Here is a 20,531-nt window from a genome sequence, read left to right on the forward strand (position 1 = left end):
GATAGCTTGGCCGGAAACCGTAAGGCGGTCGCGGATATCGACACCATCATCAGCGCGCAGGCTCAGGAATTATCCGAGAAGCTGCAGGCGCATCGGCTGGAACTCTTCCCCCCTGCGGCGGAGAAGCCCATGCGCGCCTTCCAGGCCGCGGAGGTCGCTAAGCTGCTAGGTGTGAAAAGCGGCTATCTGCGCAACCTCTCCCTGGAAGGAAAAGGTCCTGCGCCGACTGTCACCAGCACAGGACGCCGTTCCTATACCGCCGCCCAGATCCAGGAATTGCGGACCTATCTGGAGGAACATGGCCGTGCCAGCCGGCGCTATGTGCCGCACCGGCGGGGCAAGGAGCACATCCAGGTCGTCGCTGTCGTCAACTTCAAGGGTGGCAGTGGCAAGACCACGACCACGGCCCATCTGGCACAGCATCTGGCACTGACGGGCCATCGGGTGCTGGCGGTCGATCTGGACCCCCAGGCGAGCCTGTCCGCGCTGCATGGATTTCAGCCGGAATTCGATCTCGGACCGAATGAGACGCTCTACGCGGCGCTCCGTTATGGTGACGAGGCGCGTCCGCTGAAGGAGCTGATCCGCCACACCAATTTCCCTGGCCTTGATATCGTTCCCGCCAATATCGAGCTGATGGAATTCGAGTATGACACGCCCCGCGTGCTGGCCACGCATGAAGGCGGGGTCACTGGGCGGGACTTCTTTGCGCGGCTCGACAGCGCGCTGGCCACCGTCGCGGACGACTACGACATCGTCGTAATCGATTGCCCCCCGCAGCTCGGCTACCTCACCATGGCCGCGCTCTGCACGGCAACCGCGGTGTTGATTCCGGTCCATCCGCAGATGCTGGACGTGATGTCGATGTGCCAGTTTTTGCTGATGCTGGGGGATGTTCTCGGGCATCTAAAAGCCGCTGGCAGCAGCCTGCGCTATGATTGGCTGCGCTATCTCGTCACCCGCTATGAGCCCAGCGACGGGCCGCAGACGCAGATGGTGGCCTTTATGCGGTCGCTCTTTGGCCAGCATGTGCTGACACACCCGATGGTCAAAAGCGTGGCGATTTCCGATGCCGGCATCACCAAGCAGACGCTTTATGAGGTGGAGCGGAGGCTTTTCACGCCCGCGACCTATGACCGCGCCATGGAGTGCCTGGACGCTGTGAATGGCGAAATCGAAGAACTGATTCATGCAGCGTGGGGGAGGGGGTGATGGCGCGAAAGAACCTGCTGGCCGGGTTGACCCAGCCAAAGTTGACGGCCGTCAACTCGGATGGCGCCGTAGCCCCGACACGCCCCGCCGCGTTGCCATTCACAAGCCGGGGGGCTGTTGGAGCCGTCACGCGCAGCATCGACGATCTGGCCAGCAAGGCTAACGCGGCAAAGGAACTGGAAGCCCGCCTGATCTCGGGACAGGTGATCGTCGAACTCGACCCAGGCATAATCGATGCCTCCTTCGTAGCGGACCGGATGGCGCAGGATGACGAGGACTACCGCGCGCTACGTGACAGCATCGCACAAAGCGGACAGGATTCACCGATCCTGGTGCGGCCGCATCCCACCGCTGCCGGACGCTTCCAGGTGGCTTTCGGACATCGACGCCTGCGAGCGGCAACGGAACTGTCCAAACCCGTCCGGGCAGTGGTGCGGCCACTCTCAGACCGCGAGCTCATCCTCGCCCAGGGGCAGGAGAACAGCGCGCGGGCCAACCTCTCCTTCATCGAAAGAGCGCGCTTCGCCCACCGGCTGGAAGAGAGCGGCTATGACCGCGAGACGATCATGCTGGCGCTAAGTGCTGATAAAACAACGGTTTCCCGCCTCATCACCGTCGTAGAGCGCATCCCTGCCAGTGTCATCGATGCTATCGGCCCGGCCCCGGGTACCGGCCGTGACCGCTGGGTGGAACTGGCGAATGCCTTCCAGCGGGGCCATCCCCCCGGGGCGCTGGATGCTTTCTTGAGCGGAGAGATATTCCTCAACGCGGCTTCAGACGAACGGTTCCAGCAGGTCCTGGCGCAATTGAGCGATCCTGCACCGCTCCTCCCCTCCGGGGGAGGAGCAGGGAAGGACCGGCGGGAGCCCGCAAGATTCTGGGCCCATTCCAGCGGCGCCCGGGTGGTAAAGATCGCCACCACGGCGCGCAGCACCGTGCTCGCCATCGACAGAGGCGCCGCCCCCGGCTTCGACAACTTCCTGCTGGAGCAGATGGAAGAACTCTACTCACGCTTCCTGGCAGATGCCGCGCAGCGTGGACGGAAGAGAACCCGCTGACTCCTGGTCAGGGCGCCGGACCGGCGGCGGTAAGCGTGGCCAGGCCTTCATGCGGCCGAACATGCGCTCGATGACATTGCGGCCACGGTAGGCACGGCGGTTCAGCGGATGGGGTCTGCGGCGGGTGCGGGTGGAGGGGATGACCCCTCGGTGCCCTGCGCCTCCAGGGGCTTGCGGAGGTGATCGGCATCATAGGCCTTGTCGGCCAATACGCGTCGCGGCGGCGCGATGCCGCCGAGCAGGATGCTGATGTCAGCGACGTTGCCGGGCGTCAGGACGAAGGCGAGCGGTTTGCCTTCGGCGTTGGCTACAGCGTGGATCTTGCTGCTCCGCCCGCCACGTGGCCGGCCGATCGCCTGCGCGGCTTCGCCCCCTTTATGGAATGGCCCGCCCCTCTTTCGCGTAGCCTGCCTGGGGCAACCGGAAAGGGAGGCGGAACATGGACGTTCAGGTTCTCGGGATCGACCTCGGCAAGAACAGCTGCAGCCTGGTAGGGCTGGATGCGTCTGGCCGTGTGGTGGTGCGGCGGCGCATGCGGCGGGAGAGCATCGCGGCCTTTGCGGCCAAGGCGCCGGGCTGCATCGTGGCGATGGAGGCGTGTTGTGGGGCGCACCACCTGGGCCGGCAACTGGCAGGCCAGGGTCACGAGGTGCGCCTGATGTCGCCGGAATACGTGCGGCCCTACGTCAAGGCGCAGAAGAACGACGACCGGGATGCCGAGGCGATCGCTGAGGCTGCGACCCGGCCAACGATGCGGTTCGTCGCCCTCAAGAGCGAGGAGCAGCTCGACGTGCAGATCCTGCACCGGGCGCGCGATCGTCTGGTGGGGCAGCGCACCGCGCTGATGAACCAGATGCGCAGCATCCTGCTCGAGCGCGGCATCACCGTCGCGCAGGGGGTTCGCAAGCTCAGGGACACCCTGGCGGACGTCCTCGCCGCGGAGGTTCCATTCGTGAGCGCCAGGGTGGGGCAGCTGCTGGAGGACATGGCGGAGCAGTGGCGGCGGCTCGACGAGCGCATCGCCTCGCTCGACGGGGAGTTCGCCGGGATGGCCCGCAACGATCCTGCGGCCCGGCGCCTGGCGACGATCCCAGGCATCGGTGTGCTGAACGCGACCGCGTTGGTGGCCGCCATCGGCAGCGGCGAGACCTTCAGGCGCGGCCGCGACCTCGCGGCCTGGCTCGGCCTCGTGCCGCGGCAGGCGACCACCGGCGGCAGGCCGAAGCTGCTCGGCATCACCAAGCGCGGCAGCAAATACCTGCGCAAGCTTCTGATCCAGGGAGCACGATCAGCCCTGCCGTCGTTGTCCCGGACCGCAACTCCCCTGGGCGGCTGGCTACGAGGTCTCCTCGCCCGCGCCCATGGCAACACGGTCGTGGTTGCCCTCGCGGCCAAGATGGCGCGCATCGCCTGGGCCCTGCTGCGGAACAGGTCGGAGCTCGTCGCCATGCAGCCCGCAAAAGCCTAGAAACAAGATCGGCCCCTGACACGCACCCGCGCTCAGGAGGCTGTAGGAGGTCTGCGGGTGGTGGACGTGAGATGGCCTGACAGTCACCGGTGTCCCACAAGCCTATGGCGCAAAATTGCACCTGATGCCGGCCCCTTTATGAGGCCTGGGACGCGCGGATCTCCATCTTGGCCAGGGCTCGACCCTGAGACCGGATACGTTGATGCAGACTGCCTGCGCCAGATCTCAGAAACCGCTTGCCGACGGGGCGGGCCATACGTTTTGCGCCGCCTTCGCCGTCTGACTGTCGATGATGGCCATGGTCGGGCTGGCCTCGCGTCCTGCTTGCTCGCGCATCGCGACGTAGAGCGCGTGGTGCATGCGCTCGATGGTGCCGTCTCATTCCCAACGCGAGAAGTAGTCCCACACCGTGCTCTTGGGCGGCAGGTCCTTGGGCAGCGCGCTCCACTGGCAGCCGGTGGACAGCACATAGAACACGGCGTTCAGCACCTCGCGCACATCTGCCTTGCGCGGCCTGCCGCCGCGCCTCGCTGGCCGGATCAGCGGCGCCACCAGCGCCCACTCCGCATCGGTCAGGTCAGAGGGGTAGAGCAGACCGTACCGGTCCGCCGCAGGCCGATGTTCTGCCGTCCATGTCATCTGTCTGCCTCTGCGAAGCATCCACAGAGACAGCGAATCATAACCGATTCAACGGATTCAACTTCTTCCCGGATGGGCTCTTAGACGAGAACCCGGCCCCTCCGTGTACTCAGGCTATCAGTGACCCGCGGCAGAGTTTTCAACACAGTCATTTCCAAGTCCGGTCACTGCTTCGAGATCACGGTCCCAGTATGGCTCCGGCCCGAATCTAGCAACCAGCCAGTCGATGAATGCCCTGACTTTGGGCGCAAGCTCGCGCGAACTCGGGTAGAGCACCCATAGCGTTTGCGTCGAGACAAGCGAGTACTCGGGAAGCGCTGGAACCAGCAAGCCATTACGGATTTCCTCCGCCGCGCACCAAGTGGCCATAAGCGCGATCCCAAGCCCGGCACATGCGGCATCGCGCACTGCGCCGCCGTCATTGATGCGCAGGGCAGGCATCACCCTCCGCTCCAGGGTCTTTCCGTCCGCTCCCTTGAATGTCCAGAGGTCAAGAGTGCCGACGACGAGACAGGTGTGATCGGCAAGGTCGTCCGGTGAGCGTGGCCGACCACGGCGCGCGATGTAGTCCGGCGATGCGACCAGCACGCGCCGGTCGGGCGCCAGCCGCCGCGCGACGAAAGACGAGTCCCCAAGCTCCGTATAGCGGACAGCGACGTCGAATGAGCCCTCCACGAGGTCGACCACACTGTCGGAGATGCGCATATCGAGGATCAGGTCCGGGTAGCGGCTACAGAACTCGCGAAGGCCCGGCACAATATGCATGCGCGCGAAGGAAGACGGGGCCGCCACACGAAGCGTGCCGCGGGGCGTCGCCTGCTCGCGGCCAAGCGCCGCGCGTGCGGCCTGTGCCGCATCCAACACATGTTCGGCATGCGGCAGGAAGGCCATCCCGTCCTCGGTCAGCGTTGCTTGCCGCGTCGTGCGATGGAGGAGGCGCGCTCCCAACCCCTTCTCGAGCGCTGCGAGGCGCGCGCTTGCCCCTGCCGGCGTGACGTTGAGGTCACGTGCCGCAGCGCTGATGCTGCCAAGCCGGGCGATGCGCACGAACAGATCCAGGTCACTGATGTCCATGATGTGGCTTTCAAGTCAGCGTTGAAGCCGCCATCGACCGGCGTGTGCTTCTCAGAAGTTGGGACAGAGACTCCCATGCCCGCTTGCAGGCGCCGAAGATCTGCTCATGGGCGCGGGCCTCGGTTGCCGAAGCAGACATCAGGCCGTGGCCAGACTTCGGCGCGCTCATTTTCAAGAATCCCTTGAAGCTGATTCGGGAGAATGCCCGCTTCTGCCTTTTCCTGAAAGGGTTCAGATAGGCAACGACAACACGCGACGGCCCCGTCGAGCACCCTTCAGGCAGGAGGCATCCATGCGAACACCAGTGGTTGATGCCTTCGGAGAGGCTGAGGTCCGTCGGCTCGTGATTCTGGCCGGCGCTCGCCCAGGCCGAGGCGTGGTGGTGGCGATTGCAGCCACCAGCGTGAACCCTGTCGATTACGAGATCCGGCGCCAGGCCCTTCGCCGTGCCAAGTCTATCGGAGATGAGGCTCCTGGACGTGTCGACAGAGGGCGGACGCAGGCGGCGGGGTTTACGCTGGGCGCATCGAGGCAGCTTTCCATGCAGACCGCTTCAACCATCGGAGATGCGGAGCGGCACGCCAGACCTCTTGCTGTCGCTCTCCGTCCACTGCTTGCGTCAGGGCTCAAGCCAAGGACTGCCGCCGACGGCCCATACACGATGGGCGGTGTGGGCCTCCTTCGGCCGGCATTCTGGGCAAGGAGCGCCGCATGCGGACCAAGGCATGGAAGCCGACCCTGCCAGCAACCTGACACCAACTCCGAACGGATCTTCACAGACCGCTGAGCCATTCACTGTTGAAAGGAAGCTACCATGTCACAGACCATGAAGGCTGTCGTTCTTACCCGCTTCGGCGGACCGGATGCGTTCGAACTGCGCGAGGTTCCGGTGCCGCCAGTCGGGGCGCGTCAGGTGCGAGTGCGCGTGCACGCGACTGCCGTGAACCCGCTGGACTGCCAGATCCGCCGTGGTGACTACGCGGATTACGTGCCGCTCCCCGCCATCATCGGCCACGACATCTCCGGCGTCATTGAGGAAGTCGGGTCCGATGTTACCGAGTTCGGCATTGGCGATGAGGTCTACTACACGCCAAAGATCTTCGGCGGTGCCGGCTCCTATGCCGAGCAGAACGTCGCTGACGTGGAACTCGTGGGCCGCAAGCCCAGGAACCTGTCTCACATCGAGGCCGCGAGCCTGACACTCGTGGGCGGCACTGTCTGGGAAGCCTTCGTTCAGCGCGCGCAGCTCAAGGTTGGCGAAACCGTGCTGATTCACGGCGGAGCGGGCGGCGTGGGGACCATCGCGATCCAGGTCGCCAAGGCGATCGGTGCGCGGGTGATCACGACGGCACTGGCCCGCGATCATGATTTCGTACGCTCCCTGGGCGCAGATGAGGCGATCGACTTCATGGCGGAGGATTATGTGAAGGCGGTTCTGCGGCAGACTAATGGAGATGGCGTCAACGTCGTCTTCGACACGATTGGTGGTGACACGCTGACGCGGAGCCCGCTGACGCTCTCTGCCTTCGGCCGCGTCGTCAGCCTCGTTGATATCGCGCAGCCTCAGAACCTCATCGATGCCTGGGGCAAGAATGCCGCCTACCATTTCGTGTTCACCCGCCAGAATCGTGGGAAGCTGGACGAGCTGACCAACCTGATCGAGCGCGGCCTGGTGAAGCCTGTGATCGGCGCGGCGTTTCCGCTCGCACGCATGGGGGAGGCACATGATCTCCTGGAGAACGGGAGGACGCATGGCCTGCGCGGAAAGGTCGTGATCGACGTGACAGGCGAGGCGGGAGCGCTGCACCCCGGCCAGCGGGCCGCTGCATGACACGTCGCGCGGACGACCGGCGGATCCCCCCGTCCAGGCCGGTCGTCCGCCCCAACCCCGAGGGAATCAAATGACCACCGAACTCGCGCTTCTTCTCCTTCGTCCTGGCTCCAGCTCGGCCTTCGTGGCTGCCTTCGCCGATGTGGCTCCGCTCCTCACCAGCGCCGATGGTTACATCCGGCACCGCCTCGTGCCAGCGCTCGAGGATGCCGATCTTTACCTGCTGACGGTGGACTGGCGGGACGTGGCGGCCCACAAGGAAGGATTCGAGCCGAGCGAAGCGCATGCTCGCTTCATGGCGCGTCTCGAACCGTTCCTCTCCGGCAACCCTGTCGTTCTCCACGTGGAGGCGGGGCCGCAGCCGGGAAGCCAAGGTCAGGCTGCCTCAGCACGAAAGAGCGACTTCCACTTGGTTCACCAGCCAGAGGTAGCAATCTAGCACTACCTGGGCATTTTATGATGAGGTGACAGGAACCTGCGTCGGCAGTGCGGACATCGGATCGGCGTGACGAGATGGCTGAACAGGCGGTCGAGAATGGCGCGTCGCACGGCGGGCAGGCTTGGTGAGGGTGGCGGGCCCGGCATTGGGGGCCGCATTTTCCCCCCGCCTCGTCCGGCGGTGCGCGGCGAGGCGGAGGTGCTGCAGGTAGGCACAGGCGATGCAGCTCATCAACGCGTGTCGGTGCAGGCCTGTCCAGGACCGTCCCTCGAAGTGGCCGAGCCCGAGTTCCTGCTTCAGCTGCTGGTGCGCCTGTTCGCAGATCCAGCGTCCTTTGATGGTGGCCGCCAGCGCCCGCAGCGGTGTGTCGGCGGACAGGTTGCTCAGATAGTACTTCCGCTCGCCGCTAGAGCGCCATTCGCCGACCAGCCAGGCTTCATCACCCGGCAGATGCCGGTTGTTGCCCCAAACCGCGCCGTCGCCCACCCGGATGCGCGCCGCGGCGAACCGGGCCGCCAATGCGCCCTTGGTACCCTGCCGCCAGGCGATGCGGCGCCAGGTTTGCGAGGCCAACACCCTCTCCGCCTCTGCTGGCTCTTCGTTCGGCACTGGCTTACGAGCCCGTCCCTGCGGCGGCACCAGCTGCACGGCGGCGCTGTAGACCTTCTGGTTGCGCGGGATGCCCACCGCCCAGCGCAGATCCCGAGCATCCAGGCCCTGCCGGAACGCCGCACTTGCGCCATAGCCCGCATCGGCCAGCACAGTGCCGAACCGCACGCCCGCCGCCCTCAGCCGGTCGAGTTCGTCCAGTGCGATTTCGGCCTTGGTTCGCGGCGCCATCGCCGCCTCCGGCACGCCTGCCTGGGCACAGCGTGCAGGGTCATCGGTCCACTTCTCCGGCAGGAACAGCCGTAGACCGACCGGAACAGGCACCTCGCCCTGTGCCAGGGTGAGCGACACCAGCGATTGGCAATTGGCCTTCTTGCCGAGTTGGCCGCAGTACTGCGGCAGCACGCCGACTGACATCGTGCCTTTCTTAGGCAGCGCCGTGTCATCGATCACCAGCCAAGCCTGCGGACCGCCGACCAGCTTGTCGGCCTGCTGCGCCAGCACCGACCACAGCGGCGCATCATCCCAGGCGGGGCTGGCGATGAAGTGCTGCAGCTGGTCGTGGCCGCCCAAGCCAAGCCGGGCGGCCATCGGCTGCAGGCTCTTGCGCTCGCCGGGTCCGAGCAGACCCCGCAGGTAGAGCGGTGCCCAGGTGCGGCGGGTCTTGCGCCCCAGAACCTCCAGGAACGGCGCTAGCCAGCGATCCAGATCTGCTCCACCACCAAGGATGCTCGTCATCATCGTCGCCTCCAGCAGGAGGCGTCGCACACCATCAGATCATACGCAAACAAAATGCCCAGGTAGTGCTAGAGGCTGTTATGAACCACTCATAACATGCTGGATCTGCTCGGCCTTCCGCAGGTAGGTCCGCTGGGGAAGGCCAGCAAAATCAGTTCTCTAGCACCAGGTTCATAACAGCCTCTAGCACTACCTGGGCATTTTATGATGAGGTGACAGGAACCTGCGTCGGCAGTGCGGACATCGGATCGGCGTGACGAGATGGCTGAACAGGCGGTCGAGAATGGCGCGTCGCACGGCGGGCAGGCTTGGTGAGGGTGGCGGGCCCGGCATTGGGGGCCGCATTTTCCCCCCGCCTCGTCCGGCGGTGCGCGGCGAGGCGGAGGTGCTGCAGGTAGGCACAGGCGATGCAGCTCATCAACGCGTGTCGGTGCAGGCCTGTCCAGGACCGTCCCTCGAAGTGGCCGAGCCCGAGTTCCTGCTTCAGCTGCTGGTGCGCCTGTTCGCAGATCCAGCGTCCTTTGATGGTGGCCGCCAGCGCCCGCAGCGGTGTGTCGGCGGACAGGTTGCTCAGATAGTACTTCCGCTCGCCGCTAGAGCGCCATTCGCCGACCAGCCAGGCTTCATCACCCGGCAGATGCCGGTTGTTGCCCCAAACCGCGCCGTCGCCCACCCGGATGCGCGCCGCGGCGAACCGGGCCGCCAATGCGCCCTTGGTACCCTGCCGCCAGGCGATGCGGCGCCAGGTTTGCGAGGCCAACACCCTCTCCGCCTCTGCTGGCTCTTCGTTCGGCACTGGCTTACGAGCCCGTCCCTGCGGCGGCACCAGCTGCACGGCGGCGCTGTAGACCTTCTGGTTGCGCGGGATGCCCACCGCCCAGCGCAGATCCCGAGCATCCAGGCCCTGCCGGAACGCCGCACTTGCGCCATAGCCCGCATCGGCCAGCACAGTGCCGAACCGCACGCCCGCCGCCCTCAGCCGGTCGAGTTCGTCCAGTGCGATTTCGGCCTTGGTTCGCGGCGCCATCGCCGCCTCCGGCACGCCTGCCTGGGCACAGCGTGCAGGGTCATCGGTCCACTTCTCCGGCAGGAACAGCCGTAGACCGACCGGAACAGGCACCTCGCCCTGTGCCAGGGTGAGCGACACCAGCGATTGGCAATTGGCCTTCTTGCCGAGTTGGCCGCAGTACTGCGGCAGCACGCCGACTGACATCGTGCCTTTCTTAGGCAGCGCCGTGTCATCGATCACCAGCCAAGCCTGCGGACCGCCGACCAGCTTGTCGGCCTGCTGCGCCAGCACCGACCACAGCGGCGCATCATCCCAGGCGGGGCTGGCGATGAAGTGCTGCAGCTGGTCGTGGCCGCCCAAGCCAAGCCGGGCGGCCATCGGCTGCAGGCTCTTGCGCTCGCCGGGTCCGAGCAGACCCCGCAGGTAGAGCGGTGCCCAGGTGCGGCGGGTCTTGCGCCCCAGAACCTCCAGGAACGGCGCTAGCCAGCGATCCAGATCTGCTCCACCACCAAGGATGCTCGTCATCATCGTCGCCTCCAGCAGGAGGCGTCGCACACCATCAGATCATACGCAAACAAAATGCCCAGGTAGTGCTAGGCTTGACCAGACAAAGAGTCGGGTCAGGGAGGCTGGATTCATGCTGAAGATGATTGGCCGGACAAGGCGGCTTCATGAAAGCGGCCTTGGGACCAGGGTCAGCCAGATAAGGCTGTTCCTGTTCCTTGCGGTGCTGCTGCCCCTGGGGGGCTGTGGCGTGGTTGCTTTGCCCTTCCGTGTGACAGGCGACGTCGTGAAGGCTGTGCCCATCGTCGGTGACCCCGTTGGGGCGCCTATTCACGCAGTGGGTGATGTCGTTGATCCTTAGGGCAGGCGTTCAGTAGCCCGGAAGGACCAAGGGGTTCTGTTACCGATGGCGCCGGGGTGCCGGCTGTGGTGCAGGGCAGCCGCTGGAATATGCCGCTACATCAAGCAGGGCGCTGTAGCCTTCGCTCACGGGAAGCGCATCATCGCCGGACGATTTCCATATGAAGCGGCTTGGACACCCGGCGGGCAGGCATTCGCCAAACTGTTCCGTGAGAGTTTGAGCCCAGGATGAATGCCTGGGAGGTCTATGCCGCAGAGGTTGATAAGCGAGTCATCGACCTCATCGCTCATCTACCAGCAGACGCAGCGCAGGCCGACCACGAGGCGATGGCGATGAGCAGGAGAGGGCGGACCAACAACCCTCGACGGCTGCGGGCTGTAAGCGCAACCTAGGCTGATCGCGAAGCTCTGTTCCCAGCATGGCCTGATCAATCGTTTACAATAGAATCTCCATGAGATTACCCTCCCGGGCACCGGCTGCCCGCCCGGCGCAACACCTGCCGGAACCATGCGCGCGGCCAGTCGAAAGCGGAGGATGAGCACTGTGGCTGTGGAGACCGGACAGTTCTTGCAGGCCCGGAGCTTCCAGCACGGTGGTGCCATGCACGGGTCGCTGAACGGATGAGCGTGGCTTTGCTGCCGGAGGACAGCGTCCTCGTTACGGGGGCCTCGGGTTTCCTTGGCTCGGCCGTGGCCAGGGCGCTCAACCGGCGGGGCGTTCGGCCCCGGCTGCTGATCCGTCCCTCCAGCCCGCGCGGCAACCTGCACGACCTCGATCATGAGCCAGCCTATGGCGACCTGACGGACGAGGCCTCCTTGGGCACCGCATTGCAGGGTATTCGCTTCCTGTTCCATGTCGCGGCCGATTACCGGCTTTGGGCGCCGGACCCTTCCATGATGCTTCGCGTCAATCTGGACGGCACGGCGGCGCTGATGCGGCAGGCCCTCGCCGCCGGGGTGGAGCGCATCGTCTATACCAGCAGCGTGGCGACGCTGCGGGTGGCGGGGGCGACGCAGCCGGTGGACGAGACGGCGGCGCTGAACCCGGAACAGGCCATCGGCCCCTACAAGCGCAGCAAGACGCTGGCGGAACGCGCGGTACAGGCAATGATCCGCGAGGAGGGGCTGCCGGCGGTGATCGTCCATCCCTCCACGCCTATCGGCCCCTATGACATCCGGCCCACGCCCACCGGGCGCATGATTCTCGATGCCGCGCGCGGCAGGATTCCCGCCTTCGTGGAAACCGGCCTGAACTTCGCGCATGTCGACGACATCGCCGAGGGCCACCTGATGGCCTTCGAGCATGGCCGCATCGGCGAATCCTACATCCTCGGCGGCGAGAACCTGTCCCTGCGCGATTTCCTCGCGGCGATCGCGCGCCGCACCGGGCGCCCGGCGCCGCGCATCAACCTGCCGCGCCTGCCGCTTTATCCGCTGGCGGTGGGGTCGGAGGTGATGGCGAGGCTCACCGGCAAGGAACCCCTGCTGACGCTGGATGGATTGCGGATGTCGCGCTACCGCATGTACTTCACCTCGGCGAAGGCGGAGCGCGAACTGGGCTACCGCAGCCGCCCCTGGGAAGACGGCATCGCGGATGCCCTGAGCTGGTTCCGCCAGGTGGGCCAGCTGGCATGAGCGCCGCGCTGGGGATCGGGCTTCTGGCCCTGGCCATCTGGGTCTATCTGCTGTCGGCACGCGGCGGCTTCTGGCTGGCGCGCCAGCGCGATGACCGCGACGAACCGCCGCCGCCCGCGCGCTGGCCCTCCGTGGCCGCCGTGGTGCCTGCGCGGGACGAGGCCGACATCATCGCCCGCTCCATCGGCAGCCTGCTGGCGCAGGATTACCCGGGCGGGTTCCGCGTCATCCTCGTCGATGATGGCAGTGCCGACGGCACTGCCGAGGCGGCGCGGGCCACTGCGGAATCCCTCGGCGTGGCGGAGCGGCTGACCGTGCTGCCAGGCGCCGCCTTGCCCGCCGGCTGGACGGGGAAGGTGTGGGCGCAGCACCAGGGCATTGCCAGGGCGACAGGGGACACAGCCGAGGGAGCGCCGGAATACCTGCTGCTCACCGATGCCGATATCCATCACAGCCCCGGCAATCTCCGCGCCCTGGTGGGCCGCGCGGAGCAGGGGCGTCACGTGCTGGTCTCGCTGATGGCGCTGCTCTGCTGCACCAACCGGGCGGAGCGGTTCCTCATCCCCGCCTTCGTGTTCTTCTTCCAGATGCTCTATCCCTTCCGCTGGGTGGCGCAACGCGGGCGGCGCATCGCCGCGGCGGCGGGGGGCTGCATGCTGGTGCGCCGGGCCGCGCTGGAGCAGGCGGGCGGCATCGCCGCCATCCGTGGCGAGATCATCGATGATTGTGCCCTTGCCCGGCGGCTGAAGCAGCAGGGGCCGGTCTGGCTCGGGCTGACGCGCCGCGCCGCTAGCCTGCGCCCCTATGGCAGCGTGGCGGAGATCGGCCGCATGATCGCGCGCTCCGCCTATGCGCAGCTCGGATACTCGCCGCTGCTGCTGGCGGCCACGCTGGCTGGCATGGCGCTCACCTATCTCGCCCCCCCGGCGCTGGCGATCCTGGCCGATGGCGCGGCGGCCTGGGCGGGCGCCGCCGCCTGGCTGCTCATGGCGCTGAGCTTCCAGCCGATGCTGCGCTTCTACCGCGTCTCCCCGCTCTGGGGCCTGGCCCTGCCGGTGATCGGCGCGGCCTATGCGCTGTTCACCCTGCAATCCGCGCTGGGCGTGTGGCGGGGCCGGGGCGGCATGTGGAAGGGCAGGGCCCAGGCCATGGCGGGTGGCGCATGACACAGGCAGCCGACCTCGCCTCCGGCAAGGGGCATAAGGACGAGAATTTTCCGGTCGCCTCGCATCTGGTCCGGGCGGAACTGCGCCCCACCATCATGGCCTTCTACCGCTTCGCCCGCGCCGCCGACGACGTGGCGGACCACCCCGCGGCCGCGCCCGGCATGAAGTTGGAGCAGTTGGCGGCCCTGGAGGCCGGGCTGCGCGGCGAAGCGCACGGAAGCCCGGAAGGACAGGCGCTGCGTGCCGCCCAGCAGGCGCGCGGCCTCACCGAACGCCATGCGCTCGACCTGCTGGAAGCCTTCCGGCGGGATGTGGCGCAGCTCCACTATCCGGACTGGGACGGTTTGATGGATTACTGCCGTTATTCCGCCGCGCCCGTCGGGCGATTCGTGCTGGACCTGCATGGTGAATCGCGCAGGCTCTGGCCGATGAATGATGCGCTCTGCGCGGCCTTGCAGGTCATCAACCACTTGCAGGATTGCGGGAAGGACTACGCGGCGCTCCGCCGCGTCTACCTGCCGCTGGATGCCATGCGGGCGGCGGGCGTCACGGTGGAGGCGCTGGGCGAGGCGAAGGCCTCCCCCGCTCTGCGCGGGGTGATTGGCGGGCTGGCGGAACGCTGCGGCCTGCTGCTGCGGCAATCCCGCCCCTTCGCCACCAGCATCGCCGACCGTCGTCTGGCGATGGAAGTGGGCGTCATCCACACACTGGCGGAAAGCCTGACGGAACGCCTGCTGCACCGGGACCCGCTTTCGGAGCGCGTGCATCACCGCAAGGCCGAGGTGCTGACCCTGTCCCTTCGCGGCGGGCTGGGCGTGCTGGCGGCACGCATGGGGCGGCGGCTGCGCGGGCGGCCTGCCATGGCGGGAGGCGGGGCATGAGCGCGGGCATGCAGGCGGCGTTCGACCCCGCGGCCTTGCAGGCGCGGGTTTCCGGAAGTTCCTTCTACACGGCCATGCGGCTGATGCCCAAGGCAGAGCGGGCGGCGATGTTCGCCATCTACGCTTTCTGCCGGCTGGTGGATGACATCGCCGATGACGGCACGAGGCCGCGCCCCGCGCGCGCGGAGGAGTTGCGGCAATGGCGCGCCGACCTCGCGGCGCTCTACGAGAACCGGCCCGCCGGCCGCGCCGCCTTCCTGGCCGATGCGGTGCGCGATTTCGGGCTGCGGCAGGCGGATTTCCTGGCGGTGGTGGATGGCATGGCGATGGATGTCGAAGCCGATATCCGCGCCCCGGATCGTGCCACGCTCGACCTCTACTGCGACCGCGTGGCGAGTGCCGTCGGCCGCCTTTCCATCTGTGTCTTCGGCATGGAGGAAAGGCCGGGCCACAGGCTGGCGCATGAGCTGGGTCGCGCGCTGCAACTGACGAATATCCTGCGCGACCTGGAGGAGGATGCGGAGATCGGCCGCCTCTATCTGCCGCGTGAGGCGCTGGCGGCGGCGGGCATCACCTCCTCCGATCCCGCCATCGTCATCACCGATCCGCGGATCGACCAGATCTCGCGCGGGCTGGCGGCGGAGGCGGAGGCGCATTTCGCGGCGGCGCATGAGGTGCTGCGCGCGCGGCCGCGGGGGCGGCTTTTCGCGCCCCGCCTGATGGGCGCGGTGTACCGATGCCTGCTGCGGGACATGCTGGCCCAGGGCTGGGCGCCGCCGCGCCGCCGCGTGCGCATCGGCAAGCCGCGCCTGCTGTGGATCGTGGCGCGCTGCGGCCTGGGCGGATGACGCGCGCGCCGCGCATTCACGTCGTGGGGGCGGGGCTCGCCGGCCTCTCGGCGGCCGTGGCGCTGGCCGCGCGCGGGATGCGTGTCATCCTCTCCGAAGCCGCGCCGCAGGCGGGGGGGCGCTGCCGTTCCTATCACGATGCCCGGCTGGGCATGCTCATCGACAATGGCAACCACCTCGTCCTGTCCGGCAATTCTGCCGTGGGGCGCTATCTGCGGAGGATCGGCGCCGAACACCGGCTGGCCGGTCCACCCTCCGCCGAATTCCCCTTCCTGGACCTGCGGGACGGGACACGCTGGACGCTGCGCCCGAATAACGGCGTGTTGCCCTGGTGGGTGCTCTCCTCCAGGCGGCGCGTGCCGGGCACGGTGCTGCGCGACTATGCCGCCCTGGCGCGGCTCGCCCGGCGCCATCCCGGTAAGCGGATCGACGAGATCCTGCCCTGCCGGGGGACGCTCTGGGAGCGGCTGTTGCAGCCCGTGCTCATCTCCGTGCTCAACACGATGCCGGAGGAAGGCTCGGCGGAACTGGCCGGCGCGGTGATACGGGAGAGCCTGGCGCGTGGTGGCGCCGCCAGCCGCCCCCTGGTGGCGGTGCCCAGCCTGGATGCCGCCTTCATCGAGCCCGCGCTGGATTACCTGCGCGGAGCGGGCGCCGCGATCCGCCTGGGCCGCAGGCTGCGCGGGCTGAAGGTCGCGGGCGACCGTGTCGCCGCGCTGGACTTCGCCGATGGTGTCGAGCTGCTGGACGCGCAGGATCGCGTGATCCTCGCCCTGCCGCCCTGGGTGGTGGCGCCGATGGTACCGGGGCTGATGGTGCCCGATTCGTTCCACGCCATCGTCAACGCCCATTTCCGGCTCGCACCGCCGCCGGGGACGCCGCCCATCACCGGGCTGGTGGGCGGCAAGGCGGATTGGGTCTTCGCTTTCGCTGACCGCGTCTCCGTCACCATCAGCGCCGCCGATCACCTGCTGGAGCACGATGCGGACGCCTTGCTGGCGGCGCTGTGGGGGGAGGTGGCGGTGGCACTGAACCTGCCGCCCGAGCCGCCGCCGGGGCGGATCGTCAAGGAGAGGCGGGCCACCTTCGCGGCCACGCCTGGGCAGGATGCGCGCCGCCCCCCGGGCCGGACGGCCTTCGCCAACCTGGCCCTGGCGGGGGATTGGACGGCGACGGGCCTCCCGGCCACCATCGAGGGCGCCTTGCGCTCGGGAGAGACGGCGGCGGCGCTTGCGCTCTCGGGGCTTCTCGCGGCACAAAATCCCCTGTGATGAAAGATGCCCTTTCGTTCCAGGCAAGCCCGGCCATGCCGGTCCTGCCGGATGGTGTCGAGGACGCCATTCGCCATGCCACGGCCGCGCTGGGGCGATACCAGCGTGATGACGGGCACTGGGTGTTCGAGTTGGAGGCGGATGCCACCATCCCCGCCGAATACGTCCTGCTGCGCCAGTATCTCGGCGAGGCGGATGATTTGCCGCTGGAGCGCAGGATCGGCAATTATCTGCGTCGTATCCAGGGCAAGCATGGTGGGTGGCCGCTCTTCCATGGCGGAGCCTTCGATATGAGCGCCTCGGTGAAGGCCTATTTCAGCCTGAAGATGATCGGCGACGATCCGGCCGCACCGCATATGGCGCGTGCGCGGGAGGCCATTCTCGCCCATGGCGGTGCCGCGCGCTGCAATGTCTTCACCCGTATCCTGCTGGCGCAGTTCGGGGAGCTGCCCTGGTCCGCCGTGCCAGCCATGCCGGTGGAGATGATTCTTCTTCCCCGCTGGTTTCCGGTGCATCTTTCCAGGATGTCCTACTGGGCGCGCACCGTGGTCGTGCCGCTGCTGGTGTTGCAGGCCCTGAAACGGCGCGCGCGCAACCCGCGTGGCATCGGGGTGAGGGAATTGTTCCGCCCCGGCATACGGGCCGGCACGGGGCGCACGCATCAGCGCCGTGGCTGGGCGGCCTTCTTCAACGGCCTGGATATGGCACTCCGGAAGGCGGAGCCGTTCTGGCCGCGAGGGCAAAGGCAGCGGGCCATCGCCCGTTGCAAGGCTTTCGTCACGGAGCGGCTGAATGGCGAGGATGGCCTCGGCGCCATCTACCCCGCCATGGCCAACAGCGTGATGATGTATGACGCGCTGGGCGACGGCCCGGAGCACCCCGGCCGCGCCATCGCCCGCCAGGCGATCGAGAAGTTGCTCGTGGTGGGCGAGGACGAAGCCTACTGCCAGCCCTGCGTCTCCCCGGTATGGGACACCGCCCTGGCGAGCCACGCGATGATGGAGGCGGGGGGGGAAGCGGCCGGCGCCGCGTTGCGCGGCCTGGAATGGTTGCGCCCGAGGCAGGAGCTGGAGGTGAAGGGCGACTGGGCCGAGATGCGCCCCAATATCCGCCCCGGCGGCTGGGCCTTCCAGTACCGCAACGCCCATTACCCGGACCTCGACGACACGGCCGTCGTGGTCATGGCGATGGATCGTGCCCGGCGCCAGTTCGACGCAGGGGAGGGGCATGACACCGCCATCGAGCGCGGCGCGGAATGGGTGGTGGGGTTGCAAAGCTCGAATGGCGGCTGGGGCGCCTTCGACGTCGATAACAACCATGATTTTCTTAATAACATCCCCTTCGCCGACCATGGCGCGCTGCTGGATCCGCCGACGGCTGATGTCAGCGCACGATGTGTCAGCATGCTGGCTCAGCTCGGGCGGACGGATACGCCGGAGATGCGGCGCGCGCTGGATTACCTGGGACGCGAGCAGGAGAAGGACGGAAGCTGGTTCGGCCGCTGGGGCGTGAACTATGTCTATGGCACCTGGTCCGCGCTGTGTGCGCTGAATGCGGCTGGCTTCGACGCCTCCCGTCCCAGCATGCGCCGGGGTGCCGAGTGGCTGCTCTCCATTCAGAACGATGATGGTGGCTGGGGCGAGGATTGCGACAGCTACAAGCTGGGCTACCGGGGCTACGAGCCGGCCCCCTCCACCGCGTCCCAGACAGCCTGGGCGTTGCTGGGGCTGATGGCGGCGGGCGAGGTGGATAACCCGGCCGTGGCGCGCGGCATCGAATGGCTGTGCCACGCACAGGGGGAGGATGGGCTCTGGCCCGAGGAAGCCTATACAGGTGGCGGCTTCCCGCGTATTTTTTATCTGCGTTACCATGGATACCCGAAGTTCTTCCCACTCTGGGCGCTGGCGCGCTATCGCAACCTGCGCGCCGGCAACGCGCGATATGTGAGCCAGGGGATGTGACCATCCTGGCCGTAACGGGGCTGCGGCGGGAACAACGCATCCTCGCCACCCCCGACATCGAGGTCCTGGCAGGAGGTGGCAATGCCGGGCGGCTGGCTGCCCTGCTGGAGACCCACGCGAGACAGGCGGAAGGCATCATCAGCATCGGCATTGCCGGCGCGCTGGCCCCGGAATTGCGGCCTGGGAATTGGATTGTTGCCACTGCTGTGCGGGATGGAGAGGACAGCTGGCCCACGGATGCGGCATGGCGGACCCGCCTCGCGGCCCTGCTGCCGGGCGCCGAGGAAGGTGTGCAGCTCGGCCGCGACACCATGGTGGCGCGCGCGGTGGAAAAGGCGGCGCTGCACCGTGCCACAGGGGCCGTCGGCGTCGATATGGAATCACATCTGGCGGCACGCGCGGCGCGGCGGCATGGCCTGCCCTTCGCCGTCGCGCGGGTGGTTTCCGATGGGGCGGACCGCGACCTTCCCGTAGCGGCCCAGCGCGGGATGCGGCCGGATGGCGGGGTGGACATCTCTGCCGTGCTGCGCGCCCTGGCGGCCGATCCGCGTCAGCTCCCGGCGCTGATCCGCACGGGGTGGGAGGCGGAGAAGGCCTTCCGCGCCCTACTCGGCGGCCACCACCGGCTCGGGGCCCGGCTTGCTGCCTCCCCCATTGCTGCCTCCAGTGCGGGTGATACGGGGCTTGTGTGACCCCGGGTGCTTGGCAGCGCGGATCTCGCCCAGCTTCTTCTCCACATGGCCGGAAAAGACGAATTCGGCGGGGCGCTGGTTATCCAGCGGAATATCCCTCGCCATGGCGCCTTCCGTCCGCACGCCCTTCAGCGTGATAGCCAGCGCCTTCAGCGGGTGGCGCATCATGTCGTCCACCGCCGAGGCCTCGAAGCCCGAATGCACCATGCAATCGGCGCATTTCTCGTAGTTGCCGACGCCGTATTTGTCCCACTCGGTATCGTTCATCAGTTCGTCAAAGGTTTTGGCGTAACCTTCGCCCAGGAGGTAGCAGGGCTTCTGCCAGCCGAAGACCGTGCGCGTCGGGTTGCCCCAGGGCGTGCAGTGGTAACTCTCGTTCCCCGCCAGGAAGTTCAGGAACATGCGGGACTGGGTGAAAGGCCAATCCCTGCCGCCGCGCCCCCGTGCAAGGATGCCGCGGAACAGCTCCTTCGTTTTGGTGCGGTTCAGGAAATGCTTCTGGTCCGGCGCGCGCTCATAGGCATAGCCGGGGGAGACGGTGATGCCGTCGAGCCCGAGGGTCTTCATCTCGTCGAAGAAGGCGGCGGTCTGCGCGGGGTCCGCGTCATTGAACAGGGTGCAGTTGATGGAAACTTGGAAGCCCTTCGACTTCGCCAGCCGGATGGCCTCCACCGCCTTGTCATAGACCCCGGTCTGGCAGACGGATTTGTCGTGCATCGCCTGGTTGCCATCCAGATGGATGGACCAGGTGAAGGCCGGGCTCGGCTTGTAGTCGTCGATCTTCTTGGTGAGCAGCAGCGCGTTCGTGCAGAGGATGACAAACTTCTTGCGCTGGAGGTAACCCTGGACGATCTCCGGCATCTCCTTGTGCAGCAGCGGCTCGCCGCCGGCGATGGAGACGACGGGCGCGCCGCATTCATCGATGGCGGCCATGCATTCGTCGAAGGAGAGGCGCTGGTTCAGGATTTCATTCGGGTAGTCGATCTTGCCACAGCCCGCACAGGCCAGGTTGCAACGGAACAGCGGCTCCAGCATCAGCACAAGCGGGAAGCGCTTGCGGCCGGACAGTTTCTGACGGACCAGATAGGCTCCGATCCGGGCTGCTTGCCCAAGGGGAATTCCCAAAATCGCGCTCC

Annotated in this window: 18 protein-coding genes and 1 pseudogene; 13 read left to right on the plus strand and 6 right to left on the minus strand. The window is 67.1% G+C overall.

All coding sequences use genetic code 11. From position 1 onward, the window contains the following. Nucleotides 1-6 precede the first annotated feature (6 nt). The gene (gene repA / locus IAI58_RS18530; RefSeq protein ID WP_208776264.1) at nucleotides 7-1,212 is read left to right on the plus strand and encodes a plasmid partitioning protein RepA; all 1,206 of its coding nucleotides are present in this window, start codon (nucleotides 7-9) and stop codon (nucleotides 1,210-1,212) included. After that, complete coding sequence (gene repB, locus IAI58_RS18535) at nucleotides 1,212-2,270, plus strand: plasmid partitioning protein RepB (protein ID WP_207446417.1); 1,059 nt, start codon at nucleotides 1,212-1,214, stop codon at nucleotides 2,268-2,270. Before repA ends, repB begins: the two co-directional genes overlap by 1 nt. Nucleotides 2,271-2,371: 101 nt before the next feature. Here repB and IAI58_RS23535 read toward each other — a convergent pair whose 3' ends face one another. After that, the gene (locus tag IAI58_RS23535) at nucleotides 2,372-2,623 is read right to left on the minus strand and encodes a transposase (RefSeq protein WP_208776265.1); all 252 of its coding nucleotides are present in this window, start codon (nucleotides 2,621-2,623) and stop codon (nucleotides 2,372-2,374) included. A gap of 86 nt (nucleotides 2,624-2,709) precedes the next feature. On the opposite strand from IAI58_RS23535, the gene IAI58_RS18545 reads away from it, so the two are divergent. Further along, nucleotides 2,710-3,738, plus strand: a complete 1,029-nt coding sequence (locus IAI58_RS18545) for an IS110 family RNA-guided transposase (protein WP_207446459.1) — start codon at nucleotides 2,710-2,712, stop codon at nucleotides 3,736-3,738. Nucleotides 3,739-3,966: 228 nt separating this feature from the next. Here IAI58_RS18545 and IAI58_RS18550 read toward each other — a convergent pair. Both IAI58_RS18550 and IAI58_RS18555 read right to left on the minus strand, forming a co-directional pair. Beyond that, a pseudogene (locus IAI58_RS18550) lies at nucleotides 3,967-4,377 on the minus strand (IS5 family transposase); the annotation flags it as partial. A gap of 117 nt (nucleotides 4,378-4,494) precedes the next feature. Then, nucleotides 4,495-5,451 (minus strand): LysR family transcriptional regulator, encoded by a 957-nt coding sequence (locus IAI58_RS18555; protein ID WP_207451470.1) that lies wholly within the window; start codon nucleotides 5,449-5,451, stop codon nucleotides 4,495-4,497. Nucleotides 5,452-6,265: 814 nt separating this feature from the next. On the opposite strand from IAI58_RS18555, the gene IAI58_RS18560 reads away from it, so the two are divergent. Together IAI58_RS18560 and IAI58_RS18565 are read left to right on the plus strand one after the other, a co-directional pair. Continuing rightward, a complete protein-coding gene (locus IAI58_RS18560) occupies nucleotides 6,266-7,282 on the plus strand; it encodes a zinc-dependent alcohol dehydrogenase family protein (protein ID WP_207451469.1) in 1,017 nt (338 codons plus the stop codon). A 70-nt stretch (nucleotides 7,283-7,352) separates the two neighbouring features. Next, the gene (locus IAI58_RS18565; protein WP_207451467.1) at nucleotides 7,353-7,721 is read left to right on the plus strand and encodes an antibiotic biosynthesis monooxygenase family protein; all 369 of its coding nucleotides are present in this window, start codon (nucleotides 7,353-7,355) and stop codon (nucleotides 7,719-7,721) included. Nucleotides 7,722-7,736: 15 nt separating this feature from the next. Here IAI58_RS18565 and IAI58_RS18570 read toward each other — a convergent pair whose 3' ends face one another. After that, the gene (locus IAI58_RS18570; RefSeq protein ID WP_208776159.1) at nucleotides 7,737-9,068 is read right to left on the minus strand and encodes an IS701 family transposase; all 1,332 of its coding nucleotides are present in this window, start codon (nucleotides 9,066-9,068) and stop codon (nucleotides 7,737-7,739) included. Between the two features lie 202 nt (nucleotides 9,069-9,270). After that, the gene (locus IAI58_RS18575) at nucleotides 9,271-10,602 is read right to left on the minus strand and encodes an IS701 family transposase (protein WP_208776159.1); all 1,332 of its coding nucleotides are present in this window, start codon (nucleotides 10,600-10,602) and stop codon (nucleotides 9,271-9,273) included. 121 nt (nucleotides 10,603-10,723) lie between these two features. Here IAI58_RS18575 and IAI58_RS23410 point away from each other — a divergent pair, with 121 nt between their 5' ends. From IAI58_RS23410 to IAI58_RS18610, 8 genes are all read left to right on the plus strand, one after another. Next, nucleotides 10,724-10,942, plus strand: a complete 219-nt coding sequence (locus tag IAI58_RS23410) for a DUF6726 family protein (RefSeq protein ID WP_336512712.1) — start codon at nucleotides 10,724-10,726, stop codon at nucleotides 10,940-10,942. A gap of 620 nt (nucleotides 10,943-11,562) precedes the next feature. Beyond that, nucleotides 11,563-12,576, plus strand: coding sequence for a hopanoid-associated sugar epimerase (gene hpnA / locus IAI58_RS18580; protein ID WP_207450996.1), 1,014 nt, complete (start codon nucleotides 11,563-11,565; stop codon nucleotides 12,574-12,576). Continuing rightward, entirely contained in the window at nucleotides 12,573-13,742 is a 1,170-nt protein-coding gene (locus IAI58_RS18585; protein WP_207450994.1) for a glycosyltransferase, read from the plus strand. The genes hpnA and IAI58_RS18585 overlap by 4 nt, the downstream gene beginning before the upstream one ends. Further along, nucleotides 13,739-14,623, plus strand: coding sequence for a squalene synthase HpnC (gene hpnC, locus IAI58_RS18590; protein ID WP_207450992.1), 885 nt, complete (start codon nucleotides 13,739-13,741; stop codon nucleotides 14,621-14,623). Before IAI58_RS18585 ends, hpnC begins: the two co-directional genes overlap by 4 nt. Then, nucleotides 14,620-15,471 carry a presqualene diphosphate synthase HpnD gene (hpnD, locus tag IAI58_RS18595; protein ID WP_207450984.1) on the plus strand — a complete coding sequence of 284 codons (852 nt, stop codon included), beginning with the start codon at nucleotides 14,620-14,622 and terminating at the stop codon, nucleotides 15,469-15,471. The genes hpnC and hpnD overlap by 4 nt, the downstream gene beginning before the upstream one ends. Beyond that, entirely contained in the window at nucleotides 15,468-16,742 is a 1,275-nt protein-coding gene (gene hpnE, locus IAI58_RS18600; protein WP_207450976.1) for a hydroxysqualene dehydroxylase HpnE, read from the plus strand. The genes hpnD and hpnE overlap by 4 nt, the downstream gene beginning before the upstream one ends. After that, nucleotides 16,742-18,703 carry a squalene--hopene cyclase gene (gene shc, locus IAI58_RS18605; protein ID WP_207450968.1) on the plus strand — a complete coding sequence of 654 codons (1,962 nt, stop codon included), beginning with the start codon at nucleotides 16,742-16,744 and terminating at the stop codon, nucleotides 18,701-18,703. Before hpnE ends, shc begins: the two co-directional genes overlap by 1 nt. Further along, nucleotides 18,700-19,395: a phosphorylase family protein gene (locus IAI58_RS18610; RefSeq protein ID WP_207450957.1), complete on the plus strand. Its 696-nt coding sequence runs from the start codon at nucleotides 18,700-18,702 to the stop codon at nucleotides 19,393-19,395. Before shc ends, IAI58_RS18610 begins: the two co-directional genes overlap by 4 nt. Here IAI58_RS18610 and hpnH read toward each other — a convergent pair. Then, nucleotides 19,309-20,520 carry an adenosyl-hopene transferase HpnH gene (gene hpnH, locus IAI58_RS18615; RefSeq protein WP_207450955.1) on the minus strand — a complete coding sequence of 404 codons (1,212 nt, stop codon included), beginning with the start codon at nucleotides 20,518-20,520 and terminating at the stop codon, nucleotides 19,309-19,311. The genes IAI58_RS18610 and hpnH overlap by 87 nt on opposite strands. Nucleotides 20,521-20,531: the final 11 nt, after the last annotated feature.

It is taken from the genome of Roseomonas marmotae, assembly GCF_017654485.1.
Lineage (GTDB): Bacteria > Pseudomonadota > Alphaproteobacteria > Acetobacterales > Acetobacteraceae > Pseudoroseomonas > Pseudoroseomonas marmotae.